25 protein-coding genes are annotated in these 24,421 nt (G+C 49.8%); 12 read left to right on the plus strand and 13 right to left on the minus strand.

Features of this window, described 5'->3' with window-relative positions:
• Nucleotides 1-3: 3 nt before the first annotated feature.
• The 3 genes from CRO57_RS00155 to CRO57_RS00165 all read right to left on the minus strand — a co-directional run bounded on the left by CRO57_RS00155 (nt 4) and on the right by CRO57_RS00165 (nt 2,063).
• Nucleotides 4-1,191, minus strand: coding sequence for an alpha/beta hydrolase (locus tag CRO57_RS00155; protein WP_097151404.1), 1,188 nt, complete (start codon nt 1,189-1,191; stop codon nt 4-6).
• Between the two features lie 144 nt (nt 1,192-1,335).
• Nucleotides 1,336-1,683, minus strand: coding sequence for a GFA family protein (locus CRO57_RS25305; protein ID WP_097151405.1), 348 nt, complete (start codon nt 1,681-1,683; stop codon nt 1,336-1,338).
• 47 nt (nt 1,684-1,730) lie between these two features.
• Nucleotides 1,731-2,063: a DMT family transporter gene (locus CRO57_RS00165; RefSeq protein ID WP_342068267.1), complete on the minus strand. Its 333-nt coding sequence runs from the start codon at nt 2,061-2,063 to the stop codon at nt 1,731-1,733.
• Between the two features lie 525 nt (nt 2,064-2,588).
• Between CRO57_RS00165 and ccoN the strand changes: the two genes are divergently transcribed.
• The 9 genes from ccoN (at nt 2,589) to CRO57_RS00210 (ending at nt 11,972) form a co-directional block, all read left to right on the plus strand.
• Nucleotides 2,589-4,220: a cytochrome-c oxidase, cbb3-type subunit I gene (gene ccoN, locus CRO57_RS00170; RefSeq protein WP_097151406.1), complete on the plus strand. Its 1,632-nt coding sequence runs from the start codon at nt 2,589-2,591 to the stop codon at nt 4,218-4,220.
• Between the two features lie 12 nt (nt 4,221-4,232).
• Complete coding sequence (gene ccoO / locus CRO57_RS00175; RefSeq protein WP_097151407.1) at nt 4,233-4,967, plus strand: cytochrome-c oxidase, cbb3-type subunit II; 735 nt, start codon at nt 4,233-4,235, stop codon at nt 4,965-4,967.
• Between the two features lie 11 nt (nt 4,968-4,978).
• Nucleotides 4,979-5,131, plus strand: coding sequence for a cbb3-type cytochrome c oxidase subunit 3 (locus CRO57_RS00180; RefSeq protein ID WP_097151408.1), 153 nt, complete (start codon nt 4,979-4,981; stop codon nt 5,129-5,131).
• A 2-nt stretch (nt 5,132-5,133) separates the two neighbouring features.
• The gene (gene ccoP / locus CRO57_RS00185; protein WP_097151409.1) at nt 5,134-6,009 is read left to right on the plus strand and encodes a cytochrome-c oxidase, cbb3-type subunit III; all 876 of its coding nucleotides are present in this window, start codon (nt 5,134-5,136) and stop codon (nt 6,007-6,009) included.
• A gap of 531 nt (nt 6,010-6,540) precedes the next feature.
• Nucleotides 6,541-7,995 carry a cytochrome c oxidase accessory protein CcoG gene (gene ccoG, locus CRO57_RS00190; protein WP_097151410.1) on the plus strand — a complete coding sequence of 485 codons (1,455 nt, stop codon included), beginning with the start codon at nt 6,541-6,543 and terminating at the stop codon, nt 7,993-7,995.
• A gap of 296 nt (nt 7,996-8,291) precedes the next feature.
• Nucleotides 8,292-8,792, plus strand: a complete 501-nt coding sequence (locus tag CRO57_RS00195) for a FixH family protein (protein ID WP_170955876.1) — start codon at nt 8,292-8,294, stop codon at nt 8,790-8,792.
• Between the two features lie 37 nt (nt 8,793-8,829).
• The gene (locus CRO57_RS00200; protein ID WP_097151412.1) at nt 8,830-11,085 is read left to right on the plus strand and encodes a heavy metal translocating P-type ATPase; all 2,256 of its coding nucleotides are present in this window, start codon (nt 8,830-8,832) and stop codon (nt 11,083-11,085) included.
• A 27-nt stretch (nt 11,086-11,112) separates the two neighbouring features.
• Complete coding sequence (ccoS, locus tag CRO57_RS00205; protein WP_097151413.1) at nt 11,113-11,337, plus strand: cbb3-type cytochrome oxidase assembly protein CcoS; 225 nt, start codon at nt 11,113-11,115, stop codon at nt 11,335-11,337.
• The gene (locus CRO57_RS00210; protein ID WP_097151414.1) at nt 11,337-11,972 is read left to right on the plus strand and encodes a LysE family translocator; all 636 of its coding nucleotides are present in this window, start codon (nt 11,337-11,339) and stop codon (nt 11,970-11,972) included. Before ccoS ends, CRO57_RS00210 begins: the two co-directional genes overlap by 1 nt.
• 13 nt (nt 11,973-11,985) lie before the next feature.
• Here CRO57_RS00210 and CRO57_RS00215 read toward each other — a convergent pair whose 3' ends face one another.
• Together CRO57_RS00215 and hemA are read right to left on the minus strand one after the other, a co-directional pair.
• Nucleotides 11,986-12,408, minus strand: a complete 423-nt coding sequence (locus CRO57_RS00215; RefSeq protein WP_097151415.1) for a hypothetical protein — start codon at nt 12,406-12,408, stop codon at nt 11,986-11,988.
• Between the two features lie 144 nt (nt 12,409-12,552).
• Nucleotides 12,553-13,830, minus strand: coding sequence for a 5-aminolevulinate synthase (gene hemA, locus CRO57_RS00220; protein WP_097153104.1), 1,278 nt, complete (start codon nt 13,828-13,830; stop codon nt 12,553-12,555).
• Nucleotides 13,831-14,312: 482 nt separating this feature from the next.
• On the opposite strand from hemA, the gene CRO57_RS00225 reads away from it, so the two are divergent.
• Complete coding sequence (locus CRO57_RS00225; protein ID WP_097151416.1) at nt 14,313-14,837, plus strand: response regulator; 525 nt, start codon at nt 14,313-14,315, stop codon at nt 14,835-14,837.
• A 23-nt stretch (nt 14,838-14,860) separates the two neighbouring features.
• On the opposite strand, the gene queF is transcribed toward CRO57_RS00225, so the two are convergent.
• The 8 genes from queF to CRO57_RS00265 form a co-directional block, all read right to left on the minus strand.
• Nucleotides 14,861-15,328, minus strand: coding sequence for a preQ(1) synthase (gene queF, locus CRO57_RS00230; protein WP_097153105.1), 468 nt, complete (start codon nt 15,326-15,328; stop codon nt 14,861-14,863).
• Between the two features lie 27 nt (nt 15,329-15,355).
• Nucleotides 15,356-16,075, minus strand: a complete 720-nt coding sequence (gene queE, locus CRO57_RS00235; protein WP_097151417.1) for a 7-carboxy-7-deazaguanine synthase QueE — start codon at nt 16,073-16,075, stop codon at nt 15,356-15,358.
• Nucleotides 16,072-16,452, minus strand: coding sequence for a 6-pyruvoyl trahydropterin synthase family protein (locus CRO57_RS00240; RefSeq protein WP_097151418.1), 381 nt, complete (start codon nt 16,450-16,452; stop codon nt 16,072-16,074). Before CRO57_RS00240 ends, queE begins: the two co-directional genes overlap by 4 nt.
• Nucleotides 16,452-17,165: a 7-cyano-7-deazaguanine synthase QueC gene (gene queC, locus CRO57_RS00245; RefSeq protein ID WP_097151419.1), complete on the minus strand. Its 714-nt coding sequence runs from the start codon at nt 17,163-17,165 to the stop codon at nt 16,452-16,454. Before queC ends, CRO57_RS00240 begins: the two co-directional genes overlap by 1 nt.
• A gap of 188 nt (nt 17,166-17,353) precedes the next feature.
• A complete protein-coding gene (locus CRO57_RS00250; RefSeq protein WP_097151420.1) occupies nt 17,354-18,454 on the minus strand; it encodes an ATP-dependent DNA helicase in 1,101 nt (366 codons plus the stop codon).
• A gap of 217 nt (nt 18,455-18,671) precedes the next feature.
• Nucleotides 18,672-19,352, minus strand: coding sequence for a TetR/AcrR family transcriptional regulator (locus CRO57_RS00255; RefSeq protein ID WP_097151421.1), 681 nt, complete (start codon nt 19,350-19,352; stop codon nt 18,672-18,674).
• A gap of 308 nt (nt 19,353-19,660) precedes the next feature.
• Nucleotides 19,661-20,749 carry a DegT/DnrJ/EryC1/StrS family aminotransferase gene (locus CRO57_RS00260; RefSeq protein ID WP_097151422.1) on the minus strand — a complete coding sequence of 363 codons (1,089 nt, stop codon included), beginning with the start codon at nt 20,747-20,749 and terminating at the stop codon, nt 19,661-19,663.
• Nucleotides 20,750-20,903: 154 nt separating this feature from the next.
• Nucleotides 20,904-21,797 carry a MurR/RpiR family transcriptional regulator gene (locus tag CRO57_RS00265; protein WP_170955877.1) on the minus strand — a complete coding sequence of 298 codons (894 nt, stop codon included), beginning with the start codon at nt 21,795-21,797 and terminating at the stop codon, nt 20,904-20,906.
• A gap of 272 nt (nt 21,798-22,069) precedes the next feature.
• Here CRO57_RS00265 and CRO57_RS00270 point away from each other — a divergent pair, with 272 nt between their 5' ends.
• Both CRO57_RS00270 and CRO57_RS00275 read left to right on the plus strand, forming a co-directional pair.
• Nucleotides 22,070-22,699 carry an NUDIX domain-containing protein gene (locus CRO57_RS00270; protein ID WP_097151424.1) on the plus strand — a complete coding sequence of 210 codons (630 nt, stop codon included), beginning with the start codon at nt 22,070-22,072 and terminating at the stop codon, nt 22,697-22,699.
• Nucleotides 22,700-22,884: 185 nt separating this feature from the next.
• Nucleotides 22,885-24,396: an aldehyde dehydrogenase family protein gene (locus tag CRO57_RS00275; RefSeq protein WP_097151425.1), complete on the plus strand. Its 1,512-nt coding sequence runs from the start codon at nt 22,885-22,887 to the stop codon at nt 24,394-24,396.
• The last annotated feature ends 25 nt before the right edge of the window (nt 24,397-24,421 follow it).

Below are 24,421 nucleotides of genomic sequence, written 5' to 3' on the forward strand. Positions count from 1 at the left end.
GGACTATCGAGAAAAAACTGCATTGGTGGTTGTGGTGAGAATGCGCAGGGGAAGGGTTGCAGTATTGGCGACCTGACTGCCAAGGCTTTGTTGTTTGACACCTGCTTCCAGGGCCTCCAACGGACTTTCTTCTTGTAGACCTTTCAGAAGATTGACCAAGGCAGGAGAGGTCGCGACAGTAAAATGGTTCAGGCTGTCCCCACCTTTGAAATCGGTGACGTCAACGACACTGATACCTGGATGCGCGATTTTTTCCAAATCAATGTTATTGCCAATGCGCTGTTCTTTGCCAGTGAGAAAACTGGATATTTCAAGCGCTTCATCTTTTTGCGAGGCGAAAATCATGAAAGGGCGTGGCAAGGGGCGAATGTGATCCAGTTGATTGTTAAATACATCGATATCAATATCAGGAGAGAGCAAAATAACTCCATTCACCTTGGAAAGTATCGATTTGCGACCGCTGATGTGGATTTGGCGCAAGCTTTCCATAAGCAAGCTTGATCCCATGGAGTGGGCTACAAGTGTAATTTGATCGACGCCAGATTTGTGTAGCTGTTCAATGACATTGACCAGATTGTCTCTGGATACGATCACGCTATCGCGGTCATAAACATAAAGGCCGGTTTTCCCTGCGCTTGGCCAGGAAAACAAAACCATGGGTGAGGGCATTTCATAATCATGGCGCAACTGGGCCACTCGATAGAGACCCTCGGCAAAATTGGTATTGTAGCCATGGATGAAAAGAATGACCTCCTTCTTGCCGCCGGGAGTAAAGGACTGACTTTTGATGAGATCTTGCGATAGTGACGCGCGAAAATCTTGTGGTGACGACAGAAGGGCACTTTTGGCCGTCACGAAATGACGGGTCGGATTGACTTTGCCCGTGGCCCATTCAATCTCGCCAACTTTATGATTGGGAGGAATGCTGATCTCAAAGCGGCCATAGGAGATTTCTTCGCTGCGCTCAGGTCCGAAGGACAGGTATTTTGTTCCTTCTTCTCGCTGTCGGTTGGTGGCGACAAAAACAGTTTTCAGTTCAATATCAGCAATTTGGGGTATATCAGGCGTGGCATGGCTCAGGCTCCCTCGTGAAGCACACCCTGCCAGAAAGATCATCAGAAGCAGCACCAAAGGGAATGTAACCACTGAACGATCCATATGAATGCCGGAAGGGTGGTGAATTGGCCCCATGAAATACAGCCTCAATTGCGCAAAATACCTGACTGAGCTTTACAAAGCAAAACGATGATCTGCATGGTCATCGAACATCAGCGCACTATAATGCATCTTTGATAGAAGCGAATAACTTTTTGTTACGACGACCAACAGCTTGGCTCATTGAGTGTTGAGGCCGGGGATGTCTTTCATATTCTGCAACCAAGGAAGGGATGAGCGGAGGAATTTCTGGATTTTGGGAAGCAGGTCAGTCTTTTCCTTCATGACCCCGACACGCAGATTGTAGATTTTGGGCTCGGGACCCTCTCCGGTAGCATGGATGGCGGAACCGCAGGTGCTGCAGAAGGCCTGCTCTCGCCGTGCGCCGCTAGAGCCAATTTTTATGTAGGTCTTGATGCCTGAGCCTGAAAAGCAAATATCGTCACTGGGTGTTGGAACAAAGGTGCGAAAAGCAGTGCCTGAAATCGTTTGGCGGTCTTCGCAGTGACAGATCGTGACTGTGGCCAGAAACTTTCATATGGATACTCCTCGCGTAAGAATTAAGGATTGCCGGTTCAGTGCCCAACGCTGTTTGAGAAGCGATTTATGATGATCACTCCGGCTAAAATGAGACCGATACCCAGTAATGCAGGTCCATCCAGCGATTGTTTGAAGATAAAATATCCGATTGCTGAAATCAGGACGATTCCAGTTCCAGACCAAATGGCATAGGCCACACCGACGGGAATTGTTTTCAGAGCAAGCGAGAGCAAGAAGAATGAAATGGCAAAGGCAAACAGGCTCAATGCAGTCGGAACAGGTTTGTTGAAGCCATCCGACAAATTCAATGCTGATGTTCCCAATACCTCGCAAAAAATCGCAAAACCAAGATAAAGCCAGTTCAACACATTGTTCCTTATGTTCAATGATGCAGGTGTTCGGTCATAGCCGACCTTCACTTTGCTGTCGAGGAATTTGGAAAAGGTGTGTGCGGGCGACGGATTGGGTGCGAGCAGCGCGTTCAAACAGACCAGTATGGACAAAATGATTCTGCGTATTCTGTCATGATAATCGCGAAATTCCGCTCTTCCATTTTGATGAAAGCGGACTTTACATCCGAAAATACCACGTTGAGCTATGAGTCTTTGGGCTAGCAGTTGAAAGAAAGTGCATATCACATGCACATTTTTTTTAACCGCTTTCATCGCGGGGATGAGGCGTAAATTTGCGTATTATGATGAATAACGCAATGAATTATATATATTTTTCATTGTGTCAAAATTTTGATGGCCGTCAAGAGTGTGACTACGAGTCGCACCTTGTAAGCGGTTCAGCCCCTTCACGTTGATATGAGTCAAAGCGTATGAAACCACTGAACCATAGGGTCGGTTGACCCTTATTGGGGGAAGTGCGTTCCTAGATGGGACTGAAAGATGGCTCACACAATTAAAAGACTCTCTGTAGAAGAAGGCTTGTTTGCGGTATTCCTGACCGCCCTTGCCTTCGCTTGCCTGGCTATCGCTGCAAAGGCGGTTGATGGTGTCATGGCGTTTCACGCGACCGTCGGTCTGATATTCTCAGCACTCGGCGTGTTCCTTATTTTCAATGCCTATTTCAAACGTCCTGCGGACGTTGATGAATCAGGCTATAACCTTGGCCCGATCAAGTTTGCCTCTGTTGCGGCAATGTTCTGGGGTATTGCTGGTTTTGTGGTCGGTGACTTGATCGCATGGCAGCTGACCTTCCCGGTACTGAACTTTGATCTGGAATGGACCAGCTTTGGCCGCTTGCGTCCGCTGCATACTTCTGCAGTGATTTTCGCTTTCGGTGGTAACGTGCTGCTCGCTACCTCATTCTATGTGGTACAGCGCACCAGCCATGCACGCCTGCCAGGCCGTGTATCTCCATGGTTTGTCATTCTGGGCTATAATGCATTCATCGTGATTGCCGGTACCGGTTATCTGTTTGGTGCGACCCAAGGTAAAGAATATGCTGAACCAGAATGGTATGCCGATCTGTGGCTGACCATCGTCTGGGTTGCCTACCTGCTGGTGTTCCTTGGCACAATCTGGAAGCGCCGTGAGCCTCATATCTATGTGGCAAACTGGTTCTATCTGGCCTTTATTGTGACCATTGCAATGCTGCATCTTGGTAACAATATCTCCATCCCCGTTTCCATATTCGGCATCAAATCCTATCAGCTTTTTGCTGGTGTTCAGGATGCCATGGTTCAGTGGTGGTATGGTCATAATGCAGTGGGCTTCTTCCTGACTGCTGGCTTCCTTGCCATCATGTATTATTTCATTCCAAAGCGCGCAGATCGCCCGGTTTACTCCTATCGTCTGTCCATCGTGCACTTCTGGGCTCTGATCTTCCTGTATATCTGGGCAGGTCCACACCATTTGCACTATACCGCGCTTCCTGATTGGGCACAGACACTGGGTATGACCTTCTCGATCATCCTGTGGATGCCGTCCTGGGGTGGTATGATCAACGGTCTGATGACCCTCTCCGGCGCCTGGGACAAATTGCGCACTGACCCGGTTCTGCGCATGATGGTGGTTTCCGTTGCATTCTATGGCATGTCTACCTTCGAAGGGCCGCTGATGTCCGTGAAGGCCGTGAACTCCCTGTCACACTATACCGACTGGACTATCGGTCATGTGCATTCCGGTGCTCTGGGCTGGGTTGGTTACATTTCCTTCGGTGCTATCTACTGCCTGATTCCATGGCTTTGGAACCGCAAGAAACTGTATTCCGATCGTCTGGTGGAATGGCACTTCTGGGTATCTACCCTGGGTATCGTTCTCTACATCACTTCGATGTGGGTGTCCGGCATCATGCAGGGCCTGATGTGGCGTGCATATGACAAGCTTGGTTTCCTTGAATACTCCTTCATCGAATCCGTGGAAGCGATGCATCCGTTCTATATGATCCGTGCAATTGGTGGCCTTATGTTTGTCGCTGGTGCCCTGATCATGGCCTATAACCTCTGGATGACCGTAAAAGTTGGTGAAAAAGCAGAAGTAGATGCTGCTGATCCATCTTTGGTCCCTGCAGAATAAGGAACGGCAATCATGTCTATGTTTAACAAACACGCTGTTCTTGAAAAGAATTCCATCCTGCTTCTTGTTGGTATCCTCATTGTGATTGCCATCGGTGGCTTGGTGGAGATCGTTCCGCTCTTCTATCTCAAGAGCACCATTGAGAAGGTGCAGGGCATGCGTCCTTACACCCCTCTCGAACTTGCTGGTCGTAACGTTTACATTCGTGAAGGCTGCTATCTGTGTCACTCACAGATGATCCGCCCGATGCGTGATGAGATTGAACGCTATGGTCACTATTCTCTGGCAGCTGAGTCCATGTACGATCACCCGTTCCAATGGGGTTCCAAGCGTACAGGTCCTGATCTTGCTCGTGTTGGCAACAAATATTCTGACCTTTGGCACGTAAACCATCTGATCGATCCTCGGTCTGTGGTGCCTGAATCTGTCATGCCTGGCTATCCATTCCTGGCAAAGGCAGAACTCAAGGTTCCGGATATTTCTGCCGACCTGAAAGTCAATCGTTTCGTTGGTGTACCATACACTGATGAGCAGATTGCCAACGCCAAGGCCGATATGATGGCTCAGGCAAATCCTGATGATGACAATGTGGATGCTCTTGAAGAGCGCTATCCAGGTGTCATGATCCGTGATTTCGATGGCAATCCTGACGAAGTGACGGAAATGGACGCGATGGTTGCCTATCTGCAAATGTTGGGCACCTTGGTAGATTTCTCAATCTATGATGACAAGGCAGACCTTCGCTAAGGAGCGAGTTCATGTCGACCTATGAAACTTTAGCTAACTTCGCGCAGACATGGGGCTTGCTCTATTTCGTGCTGATCTTTGCCGGTGTCCTGGTATACGCCTTATGGCCATCCAACAAGGATAAGTTCAACGAAGCGTCTCACGTGCCGCTGCGGGAGGACTGAGAATGAGTGAACATAACAAGGAAATGGACCACATCACCGGCGTCGAGACGACGGGTCACGAGTGGGATGGTCTGAAAGAGTTGAATAATCCTCTGCCACGCTGGTGGTTGTGGACATTCTATATCACTATCGTTTGGGCGATCGGTTACTGGGTAGCTTACCCGGCATGGCCATTGGTCAGCGATTACACCAAAGGCATGTTGGGTCATTCCAACCGTGCCGAAGGTCTGGAAGCATACAACCAGTTGATGGCTGCGCGTCTGGAAAAGGGTGCTGGCCTGAAGGACGCAACCGTCGATGAGATCCTCGCTAACGATGATCTTCGTGCCTTTGCTGAGGCACAGGGCGCTGCCGCCTTCGGTGACAACTGCTCTGCATGTCACGGCTCCGGTGCTGCTGGAACCACCGACTATCCAAACCTGGTGGACGATGACTGGCTTTGGGGTGGTAGCGTTGATGCCATTCACGAAACCATTCGCGTTGGTATCCGTTCCGGTCACGATGATGAACGTGCTGGCGACATGACCGCATTCGGTCGTGATGAGATCTTGGAAAAAGAAGATATCCTCACCGTTGCCAACTATGTGATGTCTTTGTCTGGCATGCCAACCGATGATGGCGCTGATCTGGAAGCAGGCAAGGTTCTGTTCGAAGAGAATTGTGCATCTTGCCATGGTGAAGATGCAAAAGGCCTTCAGGAACTGGGTGCTCCAAACCTGACTGATGCCATCTGGCTCTATGGTGGCGATCGTGCAACCATCATCGAAACCATTACCAATGGTCGTATGGGCGTGATGCCTGCTTGGGAAAAACGTCTCGATCCTGTGACGGTAAAATCCCTGGCGGTCTATGTCCACACCCGTGGTGGTGGTCAGTAAAAAATACGAAAAGCCAGCCCGTAGCGGGCTGGCTTTTCACTTTCCCGTCTCGTGAATTCAGGGCATACAAGTCTGCTTTGACCGAAGCATTTAAAACCGTGAAATATATCAGGATGAGAACGGGAAGACTATTTGCAAAGGCCGGTCAAAAAGAGCATCCGCATGAAGAGATGCTTTTTCTGTCAGTCCTTTGAAATAAAAGGATGAATTGGATCAGTATGGCTGGGCAAGTCGTTTGCGACCAATTGCCGACATATGCTATGATGAGCGACAATATGTCTCGGTATTTCCCCTGGAAACTTGCATTAATTCGAACAGATTTAATCTATGTCATAGGAATGGACGAATTGCCTCATTATACATGAACCAGAATACTGGTAAATTATATGCCGGTTATTGCGGCGTGTTCCCGAAAAGTTGGACGACTTTTCGGATCAGAGCTCGCTTCAAGAAAGAGTGGGTTCCTGAAAAGTAGGACGACTTTTTGGATCAGAACTCACTTGAAGATAAGTTGCTTCGAGGAGAAGTGTTATGAAGGCTGATGCCCAAGGGACCAGCGCGGGCGACCATCAACCGCTGTATGAGAAGGCCAAAAAGGTTTTCCCCCAAAGTGTGAGCGGTACTTTCCGCTCCATCAAATGGGCCTTTATGGCGGTAGCACTGGGATTTTACTATTTCACTCCATTCATCCGATGGGACAGAGGTCCTGGTGCTCCGGACCAGGCCGTGTTGATTGATTTTCCAGCGCGTCGTTTCTATTTCTTTTTCATCGAGATTTGGCCACAGGAAGTTTATTATCTGACTGGCTTGCTCATTCTCGCTTCGATCATGTTGTTCTTGATGAACGCACTGGCGGGTCGCGTGTGGTGTGGCTATATGTGCCCCCAGACTGTCTGGACCGACTTGTTCTTCATGGTTGAACGATGGATCGAAGGAGATCGTCGTGTCCAGCTGAAAAACCAAAGCAAGCCAATGACGGCCAAACGTGTTGGCCAGAAAATCGCCAAACATATAGTTTGGCTGATGATAGCCTGGTGGACTGGCGGGGCTTGGGTTCTGTATTTTGCCGACGCTCCGACACTGGTCAAGGAACTGGCCTTTGGCGAAGCACCTATGGTGGCTTATGTTTGGATCGGCATACTGACGGCAACCACTTATGTGTTGGCAGGCCATATGCGCGAACAAGTTTGCGTCTATATGTGTCCATGGCCACGTATTCAGGCTGCCTTGACCGACGAATGGGCATTGAATGTCACCTACCGTACCGACCGTGGTGAACCGCGCGGTTCATTGAAACGAATGAAGCAGCGTGCAAAGGAAGGGCTACCAGCGGGGGATTGCGTTGATTGCGGGCAATGTGTCGCGGTCTGTCCAACCGGAATTGATATTCGCGATGGGGCACAATTGTCTTGTATTCAGTGCGGTCTTTGTATCGATGCCTGTGATGCGGTGATGAAGAAAATCGGCAAGCCACGCGGCTTGGTTGATTATGATACCGATATCAATATTCAGCGCCATCTGGAAGGCAAAGACTCGATCTACAAATTCGTGCGTCCTCGTACCATCATCTATGTTACAATGATCCTCGGTATCTGCGCATTGATGCTCGGTACATTGATCAACCGCCAATTGGTTGATCTCAATGTATTGCATGATCGAAATCCGCTCTATGTCGCTCTGTCCGATGGTTCCATTCGGAATGGTTACACCATCCGCCTGATCAACAAGGCAACCACTCCGAAGAATTTCGAGCTTTCCCTGGAAGGTGCACCGGAAGGATTCCTCATGAAAGCTGTCGGGGTTAAATCTGAAGATCCTCAAAAGATGATCGTTCCGATAGACGCGGATATTACCAAAGAGCTTCGTGTTCAAGTCTTCGCACCAAAGGGGGAGAAACTTTCGAAATCCGATCCATTGGTGTTCCGTGTCAAGGATCCGGAAACCGGTGAGGCCGAGAATGTGAGCGATTACTTCAAGGCGCCATAATCAACAATCAAAACGACCAAAAGCCGACTGTTTGTTTCACAGTCGGCTTTTTTGATTGGAGGTATCCAGTCGACGATCCAGTAGAGTGTGTTCCTGAAAGCAGCATCATTTTTCAGATTGGAGAGCGCTCAGACACAAGGAGCCAGATCCTTGCTGATGATGCAGTGATCGTTACAAAGAATTTAGGAAATGCCAGCGGTCCAAATGTGCGAAAAGACTTTTCCTGATCGACGAAAATCGGTATGAAAGGCCAGCATAAACGGTCCAAAAGGCAGAAGTGCCAAGGAAAGAAAAGCATGGCAAATCAACAGCAAAAACCTCAAAAGGAATTGACTGGCAAACATGTCCTGATGTGGGTGCTCGGCTTCTTTGGTGTGATGTTCATCGCCAATGGTTTTTTCGTCTATTATGCCAATATTTCCTGGCCAGGCGTGGAAGTTGAGAGCTCCTACAAGGAAGGCCAGATTTATGATCAGAAACTGGCCGAGGCGAAAGAACAGCAGTTGCGTGCATGGCATATCGATGCGCAACTCAAGCGTTCCGCAGGTGATGTGCTTCTGGTCATCGAAGCCAAAGACAAGCTCGGAAATGCTCTGAACGGTCTTTTGATCAAGGCCGAAGTTGGTCGCCCAATCACCGAAGCGCAGGACCATAAACTGGATCTGACAGAAAAGGGCGATGGCATTTATATGACATCGCTGGGTTCTCTTGATTCAGGCCGTTGGCGGGTCAAGCTTGAAGCTTTCGAGAAAGACGTGCTCAAGTTCAAATCTGTTGGGCAGACGACACTGGAATAGTGACCCAAGCCAATCGATCTGTCAGGAAAATGCTTTGATGCAACAAGTAGAACGTGACTGGAGCGCTTTCTCGGAAGAATTGCCCAATGGCAATGAGCAAATTGCTCTGGCCGTTGAAGGCATCTATTGCCCTGCATGCATGACCCGTATCGAACGCGGATTAACAGATTTGGAGGGTGTTGAACGGGCGCGAGTCAACCTGTCTTCTCATCGCCTGTCCGTTGTCTGGGATCCCGAACAGCTCGATCCTTCAATCCTGCTGGAACGTCTGGCAGATCTCGGATATGGTGCCCATCCATTTGATCCAGCAGCGGTAAAAAACGAAGAGAAAAAAGAAAATTCCCGTATTTTGCGGGCACTGGCTGTTGCCGGATTTGCCGCAATGAATGTGATGTTGCTATCCATTTCCGTGTGGTCCGGGAATGTCTCGGATATCTCTGCCGAGACGAGAGATTTCTTTCACTGGTTATCTGCCCTGATAGCACTGCCGGCTGCCGCCTATGCTGGCATTCCTTTTTTCAGTTCAGCATGGAGGGTATTGCGCAAAGGGCATCTGAATATGGATGTACCGATCTCGATCGGTGTCATTCTCGCTTTGCTTCTGTCCATTTTGCAAACCGCTCAGCATGAAAAAGAGGTCTATTTTGAATCGGCCTTGATGCTGCTTTTCTTCCTGCTGATTGGCCGTTGGCTGGATCAGATGATGCGAGTCAAAACCCGTGCCTTCGCCGAAAACCTTACCGCCTTGAAAGCTGAGACAGCTATGAAGTTGTTTGAGGATGGTGCTTTGCGGGAAGTGCCGCTTTCCAAGATCGAAGCGGGCGACCGAGTATTGGTACGTCCCGGCGAGAGGGTGAGCGTTGATGGATCCGTCCTGGAAGGCAATTCTCAAGTTGATCAAAGCCTTGTAACCGGTGAAACCACGCTGATAGACGTTGAAAAAGGCGACAGCGTTTATGCAGGTACTCTGAATGGTGAGGGGGCACTGACCATCAAGGTGACTGCTGCTGCCAAGGGTACCTTGCTGGATGAGGTCAATCGTCTGATCGATGACGCGATGGAGGCAAAATCTCGCCATCGTCAGTTGGCAGACCGGGCAGCTGAGCTTTATGCGCCAATCGTTCATACCGCAGCTGCAGCAACTTTCACTGGCTGGTGGCTCTGGGGGATTGGTTGGCAACCATCATTGGTGATCTCTATTTCCGTGCTAATCATCACCTGCCCCTGCGCCTTGGGATTGGCCATTCCAGCGGTGCAAGTCGTTGCATCAGGATCGCTTTTCCGTAATCAGGTTCTGCTGAACCGCTCAGACGCATTGGAGCGGCTGTCCAAGGTTGATACCATTGTCTTCGATAAGACTGGCACTCTGACACGTCCCATGCCGGGCATCGCCAATAGAGAAGATTGCAATCCCGATCATATTAATCTCGCAATCGCGTTGGCCAAAACATCCAGCCATCCTTTGTCCACTGCACTGGCTGCATTGGATCGTAAGATTGAGCCGATTGCAGATGTGGTCGAGGAAAAAGGTAAAGGCCTGGTCGCGCAAGATGGGAATGGCAAGACCATTCGTCTCGGATCTCCCTCCTTCTGCGGTGCGCAGGAACTAGCCAAATCTGTGAGTGCTGACTACCCTCTCGCTTCCTTGATCGCATTTTCCCGAGAAGGGGAGGAGCCATCCGTCTTTGCCCTGTCACAGCAATTGCGGAGTGATGCAAAACATGTCGTCTCAAAGCTTCAAGAGTCAGGACGCGAAATCATCATTCTCTCGGGCGATCAGCCAGCCGCAGTTGAAGCAATGGCGCACCAATTGGATGTTGAGCGGTTCGAAGCTGGCATTGATCCAACCGAGAAAATTGCTTTCATTGAAAAACTGAAAGAGAATGGCAAGACCGTCTTGATGGTCGGTGATGGCATCAATGATGCGCCAGCCTTGGCCGCTGCTCATGTCTCATTGTCGCCGGTAACGGCTGCTCATGTCAGTCAGGCTGCCTCCGATGCCCTTTTCCTTGGCGAGAAGCTGGAGCCGGTGCTGCATGCTTTGGACATTGGTGCCCGCGCGCGCAAAATCATGGAACAGAATTTGGCGTTGGCTACTCTATATAACATTATTGCAGTGCCATTTGCAGTTGCCGGTTTTGTAACGCCATTGATCGCAGCATTGGCCATGTCCGGTTCGTCACTGGTCGTCACGATTAACGCCCTGCGTGCGCGTGCCAGATCAGATAAATGGTTTGCCGATAATTTGGCAGCCGATGAGGCCTATGCCGACCAGCAACCAAAGTTGGGCTAGCGCCCTTTTGCTTGAAAGGACAAGACCATGTCTTCCCTGCTATTGTTGATTCCCGTTGCTCTGGGCCTGGGCCTGTTGGGACTGATAGCATTTTTGTGGTCCCTGCGAGACAACCAATATGAGGATGTCGAGGGGGCAGCTTACCGCATTCTGCTTGACGACGATCTGTCACCGGAAGAGCAGGCGAAAATCAATGCTGTTGAAAGCAAATCTGAGCCAGCTGCGGACAAAACTGATAAGAAAGACGCTTGATGCTGCTGCCCATCGATACGCTCGTCCTGTTTTTTATGACTGCTGTTGCTCTGGGCTTTGCACCAGGACCCGATAATATCTTCGTACTGACCCAATCAGCTCTCTATGGCCGCTTGTCGGGTATTGTGGTCACATTGGGCCTATGTACCGGCTTGATCGTTCACACCTTGGCTGTGGCGCTGGGTGTCGCGGTGATCTTTCAAACGTCAGAGATGGCTTTCACACTGTTGAAGACAATTGGCGCTGCCTATTTGATCTATTTGGCATGGGGCGCATGGAGAGCCGGGGCAAGCGAACTGCCTTCAGGGCAAGCTAAGCAAAATGGACCAAGTTTCAAAAAACTTTACCTGCGTGGTATCGTGATGAATATCACCAATCCCAAAATAGCCATCTTCTTCATGGCCTTTCTGCCCCAGTTTGCGGATCCATCGCGTGGCCTATTGAGCTATCAGTTGATCGAGTTGGGCCTTGTTTTCATTGTGGCAGGGCTGGCAGTCTTCTTCTCCATTGCCTGGAGTGCGGGATTCCTGGGTGCAAAAATGCGCAAGTCCCCTTCCATGCAGCAAATCATGAATCGATTTGCAAGTGTCATATTCATCGGCCTTGCAGTTCGGTTGGCATTGGCAGAGCGGTAAGGGCGAGCTCTCACTAAATCTTGCGGCGATAGCGAGAGCTGTTGGTTGGCTTGGAACCATCCGGCAGAATGATGGTTTGCGTCAACACCATGTGCTTGCCGCCGTCTACCAATGTGCGTGTGGCAATCATCAGCTCAACACCTTTCAGATAGGCCGAACTATTGAGCTTGGTAGGAGAAGGCGCATCAAGGCTGAGATGATCAGCCAGCTCGCCACCGCTATAGGGGCGAGGTTCCCCATCGGGAATGCCGCGAAAACTGAGATTGAAAATCTCGCCTTCCACATCGACCCACTTCATATGAAAGACCAGTTCCTCGCCCTCTCGCTCGATGCGATAACTGCCGGAGCGAGGTGGGGAGCCTTGCTCATAATGGCATCTGTCCACTTCCAGAACCCAATCTCCGATAAATCGCTCTCCGGCTGTGGCAATGCTCATACTCGGGCTCCTGATTGTTTCCGGATGGTGTGCAGTCAATGCCCTCCTTGTAAGGTAAGCACAGCTTCAGGAAAAGACAAAAAGAAACCCCCGGCCTCCTGAAGGAGGGCGAGGGCTTTTGGTCTGTTGATCGGATAATAAAGCCTAGCCGCCAGCAGCTTCGAAAACCTGTTGCTCTGGCTGCTTGTTGATGTCATACACTGCGCCCGGAGCAATGAAGGACAGGCCCAGTCGAGCCCAAACGTCGTTGAGAGCGTCTACCAGGTCATCAATCAGAGCATCCTCATGGAATGGGGTCGGTGTGATCCGCAGACGTTCAGTACCCCGTGGAACGGTAGGATAGTTGATGGGCTGGATATAGATGCCATGCTCTTCAAGCAACATGTCGCTGGCTTTTTTGCAGAGATCCGGGTCGCCAACGAATATTGGTACGATATGGGTTTCAGATGGCATGACAGGAAGACCAGCCTCTGAGAGTTTCTTCTTGGTGCTGGCTGCCTGACGCTGCTGACCTTCACGCTCGGTTTTACTGTTTTTCAGATGGCGAACAGACGTGCTTGCGGCAGCTGCGATGGCAGGGGGCATTGCAGTGGTGAAGATGAAACCTGGCGCATAAGAGCGTACCGCGTCAATGATGCAAGCCTTGCCGGTGATATAACCACCAAGTGTGCCATAAGCTTTGGCCAGAGTGCCTTCAATCACATCAATACGATCCATCAGGCCTTCACGTTCGCAGATACCAGCGCCGCGTTCCCCATACATGCCAACCGCATGAACTTCATCGATATAAGTCATCGCATTATATTTGTCGGCCAGATCGGCAATTTGCTCAATCGGAGCGATATCACCATCCATGCTATACACGGATTCAAACACGATCAGCTTGGCGCGGTCGTTCCCGGCAGCCTTGAGCAATTCTTCCAGATGTTCGAGATCATTATGACGCCAGACCTGCTTTTGCATGCCGGAGTTCTTCACACCAGCAATCATGGAAGCATGGTTCAACGCGTCAGACAGGATCAGGCAGTTTGGTAGCAATTTGGCAATGGTAGAAATTGCAGCCTCATTGGAAACGAAGCCGGAGGTGAAAGCCAGAGCGGCCTCTTTTTGATGCAGATCCGCAAGTTCGGCTTCCAGTTCTACCAATGGACGATTGGTTCCGGAGATATTGCGTGTGCCGCCAGCACCGGATCCCATCTTCTGGGCCGTGTCAGTCATGGCCTTGATCACATCCGGATGCTGTCCCATGCCAAGATAGTCATTGGAACACCACACAAGAATTTCCCGTTCCAATCCATTTTCGGCACGCCAGATCGCACGTGGAAATTTGCCCGCCTGCCGTTCCAAGTCGGCAAAAATACGGTAGCGCTTCTCGGTTTTCAAAGAAGCAAGAGCATTTTCGAAGATCTCATGGTACTTCATTTTGGGCATCCGCTGTTTTTATAAGGTCCGGTCAGGATACCGAAAGGTCCTGAGTGCTAAGCCAAAAATATGGGAGCTGGGGTCAAGGTCCTGTCCCGTTTTTCATGGCCACTCTGCCTTGCACTTTGGTCCGTTGCATTGAGGTTTGTCAATTCCGCGCCGCCTTACAAATTTGTAATGACAAGGCAATTCACGTTCAGTTGCGGCCAAAGAGCGGTCGAGTGCAGGCCATGATTAAACATAACCGAGCAGGAAAAGGAACGCCAATTCTTTGTTCTCTTGTATTTTCATCTTTGGACAGCCTCAAAAAGGTTAATGAGTTGTTACTAACTAATTGATGGGATCGTAAAGATTCATAAAGGCTTTCCTGCATAGACTGACCGGTAAACTATGCATCATGTCCAAAAGTCTCAAGGATTACCCCCGACCAAGAAGTGCAACAAACTGTCGGGACCTTGTGAGGATGAGAAGGAAGAACAATTATGTCGGTCACAGTCCTGTCAGCTTTGAGGGTGCTGGTGATTGAAGACAGTCCCTATATGCGCACAATCATTCGCACCATCCTTCAAGGGTTGGGTGTCAGAGAGATCTTTGAAGCAGAAGATGGGGGCGTTGGTCTGGAAAAGCTGGAACAGCTTTCCCCTGATCTGCTCATCATAGATTGGGTCTTACCCATTCTGGATGGGCCGGAATTGGTGCGTCTGGTTAGAAATCCTAATCACTCCATGGGTACCGTGCCCATTATCATGATCTCCTCCTTTGCGGAAAAACACCGCATTGTTGAAGCCAAGCAATTGGGCGTGCATGAGTTTTTGCGCAAGCCATTTTCTGCGAAAGATATGTATCTGCGTATTCTGGCTGCAGTCTCCATGGACCGCCCATTTGTACGTACTGATACCTATTACGGGCCAGCTCCGCGTGAGGTCGTCAACCGCCGTGCCAATGATAGTGGAATAGGTGATCTCGGGTCCGCCGGTATGACGGTCCCTAGTGCCTTTGGTGCCTGAATTCCCAAGCCCGCGCTCAATCTCTAACCACGTCCGCGATAGGTCGGAACGTCTTGTGGTGGGATCCAGACATGATCGGGCGCATCTGCAGTCTGATAGAAAACATCAATTGGAATGCCACCGCGTGGATACCAATAGCCGCCGATTCGAAGCCATTTGGGATCCAGTAATTCTTCCAACCGACGCCCGATGGAGACCGTGCAATCTTCATGGAAGGCTCCGTGATTGCGGAAAGATCCCAGGAACAGTTTCAGAGACTTGCTTTCCACCAACCAATCTCCCGGGATGTAATCAATCACCAGATGAGCGAAATCAGGCTGGCTGGTAAGCGGGCAAAGGGACGTGAATTCGGGGGCAGTGAAGCGAACTGCGTAATCAATGTCGGATTGCGGATTGGGTACCTTCTCGAGTATGGCGTCTTCGGGATTGTCCGGCAACTTTGTCTCGCTGCCCAACTGGGTGAGGTTTTTATAAATATCCTGATTGGACATGATGTATTCCTTCATGAAATTTCCGGTCTAAACGCCACGTTTGTTACCCCAGAGCAGCACATGCAATTGGGGTAGAATGCGCGGGGCGAACCAGCCATCATTCAATGTCTTGTCAACGAGCCATTCCATCCGGTCCAGTATACCCTGCATGTCGATGCGAGCGTCCGGTTCATCCGGTGGAGGAGGTGTGTGGTTGCCGGGCTGAATGTAGAGAGGCAGGGATGAATAGCGATCCGCAACGCCTTTGGCCCAGCGATAATCCTCATCATCAAAGATGACGATTTTCATTGCTGTTCTGGCTTGCTGGGCTGCCCTCACACAGGCTTCAAATGCATCCCAATCCACAACCTGATCAGAGGAAGGTGGCTTCGGGCTTAGGATCAGAAGATCGAGATCTTTGAACCAGTCTTGGGTGATGGAGCCTTGGGTCTCCAAAGCGAAGCGATAGCCTTGCTTCTTGCCCATTTCAATTAATGGACCAAAATCTTGGATCGCCGGATTCCCCCCAGACAGAGATACGGTCAAAGGTTTTCCCTTGGAGAGCTTAATGATTTTCTCGAAAATCTCATATGCGTCCATTGGTAACCAATCAGCGCGATAGTCCGAATCCACTGCATGCAAACTGTCACACCAGGAACAACGATAATCGCAGCCACCAGTACGCACAAAAACGGTTGGTTCCCCAATCAGAGCGCCTTCACCTTGAATGGTAGGACCGAAGATTTCGGAGACACGAATCTTGCTCATGCGTCATCACCATTGCTGATGACAGGACGATATTCTGCCCATGTCTTTGGTGTCTCGCTAACGCGCATGGCGCTGACTTGAGGCCAGCGCGCTTTTGCCCAATCAAAAAGATGCTTGGCGAGCAGCTCGGATGTCACCATGTCATGGCCGAGTACATCATTGAGATGCCGATGATCCAGATGGTCATCGATATAGGCCTTCAGGGGTGAGAGCTCACGATAATCCAGCACAAAGCCATGTTCATTGTGATCAGGAGAGGATAGCTCGATCTCGGCAATATAGTTATGACCATGCAGTCGCGCGCATGGATGATCATCCGGCAGACCACAAAGTTGATGGCTTGCCGAAAAATGAAACTCTTTTGTGATGCGAAACATCAGGCGGATGTCTCCTGCTTGGGGGCTGCATCCAAAGCCGATTTCCAGAAATCCGCGTCGAGATATTCGGTTGGATCTTCAATTCCGGCGACAAAGAAGGCTTCCCGTCGCTCTACACAGGTGCCGCATCGCCCACAATGTGCATCACCACCCTTGTAACAAGACCAGGTCAGTTCAAAGGGCGTTTCGTACTTCGCCCCTTCTGTGACAATGGCGGATTTTGGCTTATGTACGAACGGAGAATAGAGCGAAACGCTGGCATATCCGTCCAAGGCTTTCTTTTGCATATCTTCGAAGGCTTGCACGAAATCGGGACGGCAGTCGGGATAGATGAAGTGATCTCCACCATGCACTGCAGTGGCGACCGCATCGGCGCCCTTTGCAGCTGCAATGCCGAAAGCAATAGACAGCATGATGGCATTGCGGTTGGGCACCACAGTTGTCTTCATGCTGCCTTCTTCATAATGCCCTTCGGGCACATCAATATCATCAGTGAGGGCAGAGCCGCTCAAATGTTTTCCCATTGCACTCATGTCAATGAGATCGAAAGGGACGCCAAGTCGTTTGGCGCATTGCTCGGCATAATCAAGCTCACATTTGTGACGCTGGCCATAATCAAAGGAGATCAGGCCAACAAGCTCCTGTTCCGCAGCCACTTTATGGGCAAGCGAAACGGAGTCCAGTCCGCCAGAGCAGACAACGAGGACTTTCATGTCAGGGTTCCTTGTTTTAGCAAACCGGGTAGGCTGCGACCGGTTGTTCAGATCATCTGAACGGCCCTCCCCATAACAGTCGTGAGGGCAGAGGAAAAGATGGAAAATTGAAAATTGGAACAGTTTTTTGAGCGTGTTACTGAAAAGGGTGTGCGGTTTTCGAAAAGTATATGTTTGGAAACAATGCTCTAGCGCACAATGGTCAGTTCTTCAGCTGCTCGGGTTACGCCTGTATAGAGCCAGCGCTGGCGATGCTCACGAAAAGCCCAGCTTTCATCAAACAGCATGACTTTGTCCCATTGCGACCCCTGTGCTTTATGCACGGTCAGCGCGTAACCATAGTCAAAGCTGTCACCACGCTTGCGAACAGACCATGGCAACTCGCCTTCATGCTCTTCAAACAAAGCCTTGGGCAATTTCAGTTTCACTCGACCAGATAGTTCATGACCACCTTCTGGGGAAACCCGCAATTTGATTTCTTTGCCAGTGCGAGATGTAATCTTGTCGACGATCCAGATGCCACCATTGAGCAAGCCCTTCTGATGATTGTTACGAAGGCAAACCAGCTTGTCGCCAACCAGGGGATAGTCGCCCTCAAAAGCACGCAGCTCGCGCAGGCGCTTGTTGTAATTGTGCCGTGTCTTGTTTCTGCCGACCAGAACCTGATCAGCTTCCAGCACATCATCTGTATCCAATTGACGTTTTGAGATGACTTTCACCGAGCCAAAATCACCAAAGTCGATATCCTTGCCTTCGCGCACATCCTGCGCCAGACGGATAATGGGATTGTCCTCTGCTTGTCGGTGAATCTCGGTCAGCATGACATCTGGCTCGGCCTCGGTAAAGAAACCACCACCTGAAACAGGAGGAAGCTGGGCCGGGTCGCCCAAAACCAGAACGGGTTTGCCAAAGGAGAGAAGATCTGAACCAAGAACTTCATCCACCATGGAACATTCATCAATAACGATCAGATCAGCATCGTGAGCCGGGCTATCGCGATTGATGACAAAGGCCGGAACATCCTCTTCGCTTTCCTTATCATCAGGTCGATAGATCATCGCGTGAATGGTACTGGCCCCGTAGCAACCCTTTTGGCGCAGAACCTGGGCAGCTTTGCCGGTAAAGGCACCAAACAGAACTTCTCCATCCACATGCTCAGCCAAATGTTTGGCTAAAGTGGTCTTGCCGGTGCCTGCATAACCAAACAGGCGAAAAATCTGCGGTTCACCCTCTTTAATCCAGTCAGAAACAGCCTGAAGGGCATTATCTTGCTGAGTGGACCAATCCATATACGTTACCTGCCGGAAAAAGAGCGGATCAAGGCATGTGACGGTGGTCAAACAAGCAAATCCGCAGTCTGTCAAATCATGAGAACAGACTGCGAAAATGCGCCTCATATTGCAAGAGACTTTAGAGACCTGTCCATAATTCCGAACGTAATTCGAAGCGGAATGAGTGGTGACGTTGTGGACAGAAGAATGTTTGAGCTAAAGCCTCGGAAATGACTTAGGCAATCGCTTTTGTTTCTTCGGATACATCAAGCCAGATCAGATCGGATGCACTATCTTGCGTTTCCCGTCCCATCGTCTCGATCACTCTTGAGAGTTCGGGGCTGAGGGAATGAAGAGACATAGCTGTTAGTTGAACAAGTCGCCTCGGAGTCTGATCCATTTTGGAATACTGATTGATACCAAAAAGCGTAACAATCATGTGCTGAATGGCATCATCCTTGTTGGTGATTCTGACATTGGTGTTATCTAATAATGCTTGCCAGTGGTGATCCAATCCTTCAATCAGATTAAGATAGCGGTCATGGAAAATTTCATAAATCTGACCGTCCTCCGCGCTCAGTTCACTCATGCTATTAAAGAACAGGCAGCCACGTCCTTTGGCATTCTGGGCAAGAAAATAGCAGAATTCAGTAAAGAAGCGAGCCAGATAGTCCAGAGCCTGAGCTGAGGAAACATTCTGTTCCATCTTGCCTATTGGTGAATGCTTCCAATAGCGCTGAAGGATCAGAGATAAGACATATTCACGGGATGAGAAGCTATTATAGAAGCTGGATCGTTGGATATTCATGCTTTCTACCAGTGAACTGATGGATGTGCGATGAATGCCCTGCGACCAGAAACAGTTTTCAGCAGACAAGAGAACGGTTTCCTGATCAAATTTTTTTGGTCGGCCCATGGGTTAAGCTCTCCCTGCAATTTAAAAGTGTAAAATATATTTAATAACTTTATCTAGAAATTTCTTGGACTGCAATGACCAGAGCATGGGAATTATAGAATTGGTGTAGTTGAGCTAAAAATTCAAAAATAAAAAATATAATAGAGTGGAAGTAAAATGTGGAAGATTTTTAAAAATGAGTAGAATTGATGAGGTTTGAACACGCTAATAGTTTTTGATGCATGTAAGATGCATCTCATCTAAAGCATTGCAAAAACTTGAAGTTATTCATCTATCACTAGTTTTAACATTGATAAAAGTGTTAATGCTTAATTGAACAGCTGGTCAAGAATTTTAGGGAACAACTCGGCCTTCATATGATCCATCAGCAAATTTTGTTCTCGAGAGGACATCAGAAACCCTGTGGGTAAACCAAATGCTCCCATCGTCCACCGCCGCGCATTGGGGCAAGGAAGAGAATCAAAGCGTTTATGGAAGTATGATAGTTCCGGAAGACTGCGATAGGTCTGGAAAACCGCAAATCCCGATGAGCGCAATTCATCAAAGCACTCGCTTCGCATAGGTGGGGGAACATGGACAGGCATGGAAGTTTGCCCAAGACTGTTTGACTTCCTCGGCTTTAGCATGCGAAGGGGCGCTTGTCGAAATGCTGCTTGATATGTCGAGATCTGCCTCTCCAGTCTTCGTTGCTGGTGGGAAAGATCATCAAGCATTGCAGCAAGTGGTGTTGTGCCAGCTTCATCAAGGGAGCCCAGCAGGCCAAGCAGGACACCTGAACCAAGGTGCAAGTCAATCCAGTGATCCTGATCATCTCTTCTCGCCCAGCGAGCCAGTCGCTCCATTTTGTCCTCATGCTGGGAGAGAATTAAGGTTGGAAACTTGGCTTCCAATTCACGTGATTGGGGAGGGCAAGTGATCAGATAGTCGCAATGTCGAGCATTTTCTTGTGCCGCAGATTGATTGACCGCAAGCGTCAGAAATGCATCAGATCCATCTTCGATAAGTGTGATCTTATGATCTCGTAGTTTGGCGTACAGATCAGCACTGTCAAAGATTTGACCATAAAGATGACTGACGATCACAGCTTTGGTATTATCGGTTACAGCGCGTTCGATGGCACGATGGCTAGCGAGCAGACTGTCCGATTCCACATCGACAAAAACGGGTTTTGCCCCTACAAGAATGATTGCTTCCGCTAACGATGCGGGAGCCAATGCAGGGATTATGACCTCGTTTTCAGAGCCAACTCCGCTTTCCAAAAGGCAAGCCAGAATTGCCTGTGACCAGTTTTGAGCCAGCTGAATGCGGCTTTGTCCCAACAGATTGCAGAGTCTTTGCTCAACAGGCTCCAGGGATGCCAGGTTGGATGAAGGCTCGAAAGAGGATAACAGGCTCATGATAATGTCTGTCTGCCGAATAAACGAAATCAGTTTGAGAGCAGTATAGATGGGAACAGCCAAATTATGGTTAAAGCGCGTGCTGCCAAAGCGCTCAAATGGCGGCTTTTGTGATCATGATGAATAAAGTCTTAAGCGGGTGGCGATGAACCGATCACTCAAAATCCCTGGGCTCAAGTGGAGCAAGATAACCCTCGACCGCATGGACCTGTTCGCGGAACTGTTTCAGATTATCCACGACCTTATGCCCACCTTGCTTGGTCGCTTCAGCAAGGATCAATTCGCACACAGATGCAGCAGGTACCAGAGATGGTAGCAATTGCGGTCCACCCATGGGGACAAACAGTCCCATATCGGCATGAGGCACGGCTGGAGAGGACATGACGTCGGTAATAACGATGACCTTGCAGCCTCTTTTCTTGCCAACTGTGAGCAGGCGCTCGCCTTCGGAAGCATAAGGAGCGAAAGTGAATAGAATGATCAGATCCCGGCTATCCGCCTGACCCAGAATATCGAAATGCGATCCATCCGGGCTTTCCAGCAATTGGATGGATGGTACAGCAATTTTCCCTGCATAGGCCAGATAGTGAGCAAAGGCGAAAGAAGAGCGATAACCAGCGACATAAACCCGATTTGCAGACAGGATTGCAGTGGCAATCTGCTGGACCACCTTATGGGTATCTGGTTGAAACAGGCTCTTCAGATTGGATAAGGTCGCTTGACCTATTTCCAGAAAGACCCGGCTTTCTTCTCCCCATCGGGCATCTTCTTGCAACAGGGCTGCCGCTCTATCTTCGAACCGCAGTTCCTTGCTCTGAACAGCATTCTGAAAAACCTTGCGAAATGGTTCGAAGGTTGCAAAGCCAGCAGTCTGAGCAAGGCGTACTATGGTTGATGGATGAACGTCGGCGGCTTTTGCAAGCTGGCGCACAGATTTGAATGCAACATCTCCCGGATGCTCGAGCACATAAGAGGCAGCAATTTTCATCTGCGGCGACATTTGCGCATAATTGTCCCACAATTTTTGACGCAAATCGTCAAGTTTCATGTTGTCGCTCATCTATTGCTGGTTCGGTCCGGTTCGCTATTGTCATACAAAAGCATGAAGAGTGATGTAAAGGCAGATACCAAATCCTGCTCCATACAATATCGGTAAATCCATCATTTGAATGTTGCACAACATCCCGTTGCGGCTAGTCTAGCAAAAACTGTTTGGTTTTGCGTTAATCGACGCAGAAATGATTCAAGCTTCCCGGCGTGAGATCGATCTGGCTGTAATGATTAAATCTGAAGACATGTGATGGAAATGGATGGAAGACGATGTATGAAAAACCCAATGACCGCTTCCTGCCATCAACTTATCGTGCAAAGGCAGTGCTGGCACGAAGCACATCTCTGCTGAAAAGCTGGATCAATATCGCGGCCATTGAAGTTGCCTTCACACGCCGTGATGCAAAGCGCCAATCCATGACTCGTGAAGTGCACGATCATGGCCGTGTGGTTTGTGTTCTCCCTGTTGATCGTGAGCGTCGCGTGGCTTTGTTGGCGCGACAATTGCGCGTTCCATTGGTTGTCACAGGGGAGACCGATCCATTGCTTCTGGAAGCGGCTGCTGGCCTCATCGATGAAGGGGAAACGCCAGAACAGGCAGTTGTAAGGGAAGGGGAAGAAGAGCTTGGCTTCAAACTCTCAAGTCTTTATCTCGTTGCACACGCCTATTCTAGTCCCGGCTCGCTGACCGAAAAACCCTATCACTTTCTGGCGAGCTATAGCTTGACAGACAAAATCGGCAATGGAGGCGGGCTGGAAGCCGAAGGTGAAGATATCGAGGTTGAGGAAATAGCACTGGATGAGTTGGGGGAAGCGGTTTTGCAAGGCAAACTCCGAGACATGAAAACCATCATCCTCATCCAGCATCTTATGCTGAGTGAGCCGGAGTTATTCTTCTAGGTGAATTGCTGCCTCAGAAACCAAGATCAACAACAGAGCACCTTTTCAATATGACTTGGGAGACGAAATGGGGAAACCCACAGGTCGTTCTGCAAGAGCTTGCCCTTTGTCCAGAACAGGGCCAAACTTCGCTCGAAATGCAAATAACCCACCTTACTGTTTCCAGCTGAAAGGCGTTCTCCGCCATGGTTGATCTCGCAGAATTCGAAAACCATTCTGATAATCTTGCCAATCGCTCAAGAGTGATCGCACAGGAACGCACCTGGAGCAATGTGATTGATGGCAAATTCGAGCCTTCTGTTACCGGGCGGGTCATCAACATGGTCTGCCCCTCTGACGGCAAGACCTTTTGCATGATCGCTCACTCTGGACTGGAAGATATCAATGCAGCAGTTGATGCGGCAAGACGAGCATTCGAGGATGGTTTGTGGTCACGTATGCCAGCTCTGGAACGCGGTCGAATTCTGCGCCATCTGGCGCAACGTATTCATGCCAATTTTGAAGATTTGGCAGCACTGGAAAGTCGCGACACTGGTAAACCTCTGAGTCAGGCAGAAGCTGACATTACCGCAACGGCGCGCTATTTTGAATATTACGGGGGAGCCGCAGACAAAGTGCATGGGGAGACCATACCGCTCCCCAACGGCTTTACGGCCATGACATTGCGTGAACCTCATGGCGTCGTCGGATCCATTATTCCGTGGAATTATCCAGCGCAGATCATGGGGCGCGTTGTCGGAGCCGGACTTGCAATGGGCAATTGTCTGGTGATCAAGCCAGCGGAAGATGCCTGTCTATCAATCTTGCGTATAGCAGAGCTGGCATTGGAAGCAGGTGTGCCGCCAGGTGTTCTCAATGTTGTGACGGGCACAGGCGAGGAAGCCGGTGCCTTGCTTGCCTCTCATCCGGGGTTGGATTTCATCACTTTCACCGGTTCCCCGGAGGTTGGGACGCTTATTCAGCGTGCCGCTGCAGGCAACCATATTGGTTGTACTTTGGAACTTGGCGGCAAAAGCCCGCAAGTCCTGTTTGATGACGCGGATCTTGAGGCTGCCATGCCTGTAATTACCAATGCGATCATTCAGAACGCCGGGCAAACCTGTTCCGCTGGATCGCGTTTGTTGGTGCACAAAGACAAATGGGATGAAGTGCTGGAGAATCTGGTCAGGCGTTTTGACAATCTTGTCGCCAATGCCCATCACGTGAATGCGGATCTGGGGCCTTTGGTGACCCGCAATCAGGCTGAACGCGTGGCCGGATTCATGGATCTGGCAGATGATGCAAATATCCCGGTGCTGGCTGCTGGCAAGATTGCTGAAGATGCACCGGAAGGGGGCTATTATGCTGCGCCCACCTTGTTTGGGCCGGTTCCAAGCGACAGTGCATTGGCGCAAGAGGAGGTTTTCGGTCCGGTTCTCTCCATGTTGCCTTTCAGTGATGAGGAAGAAGCCGTAAAGCTTGCCAATGACACGCCCTACGGATTGGTGGCAGGACTTTGGACAAGAGATGCGGCACGCTCCATGCGATTGGCGCGCTCCATTCGCGCTGGACAGGTCTATATCAATGGCTATGGCGCAGGTGGCGGCATCGAATTGCCCTTTGGTGGCTTCAAGAAATCCGGGCACGGTAGGGAAAAGGGTTTTGAAGGTCTTTATGAATTCTCAGCCACCAAAACCATTGTCATGAACCACGGATAACGGGCAAATATAATGACAGATCAGA

This window comes from Cohaesibacter gelatinilyticus, from assembly GCF_900215605.1.
Classification (GTDB): Bacteria; Pseudomonadota; Alphaproteobacteria; order Rhizobiales; family Cohaesibacteraceae; genus Cohaesibacter; species Cohaesibacter gelatinilyticus.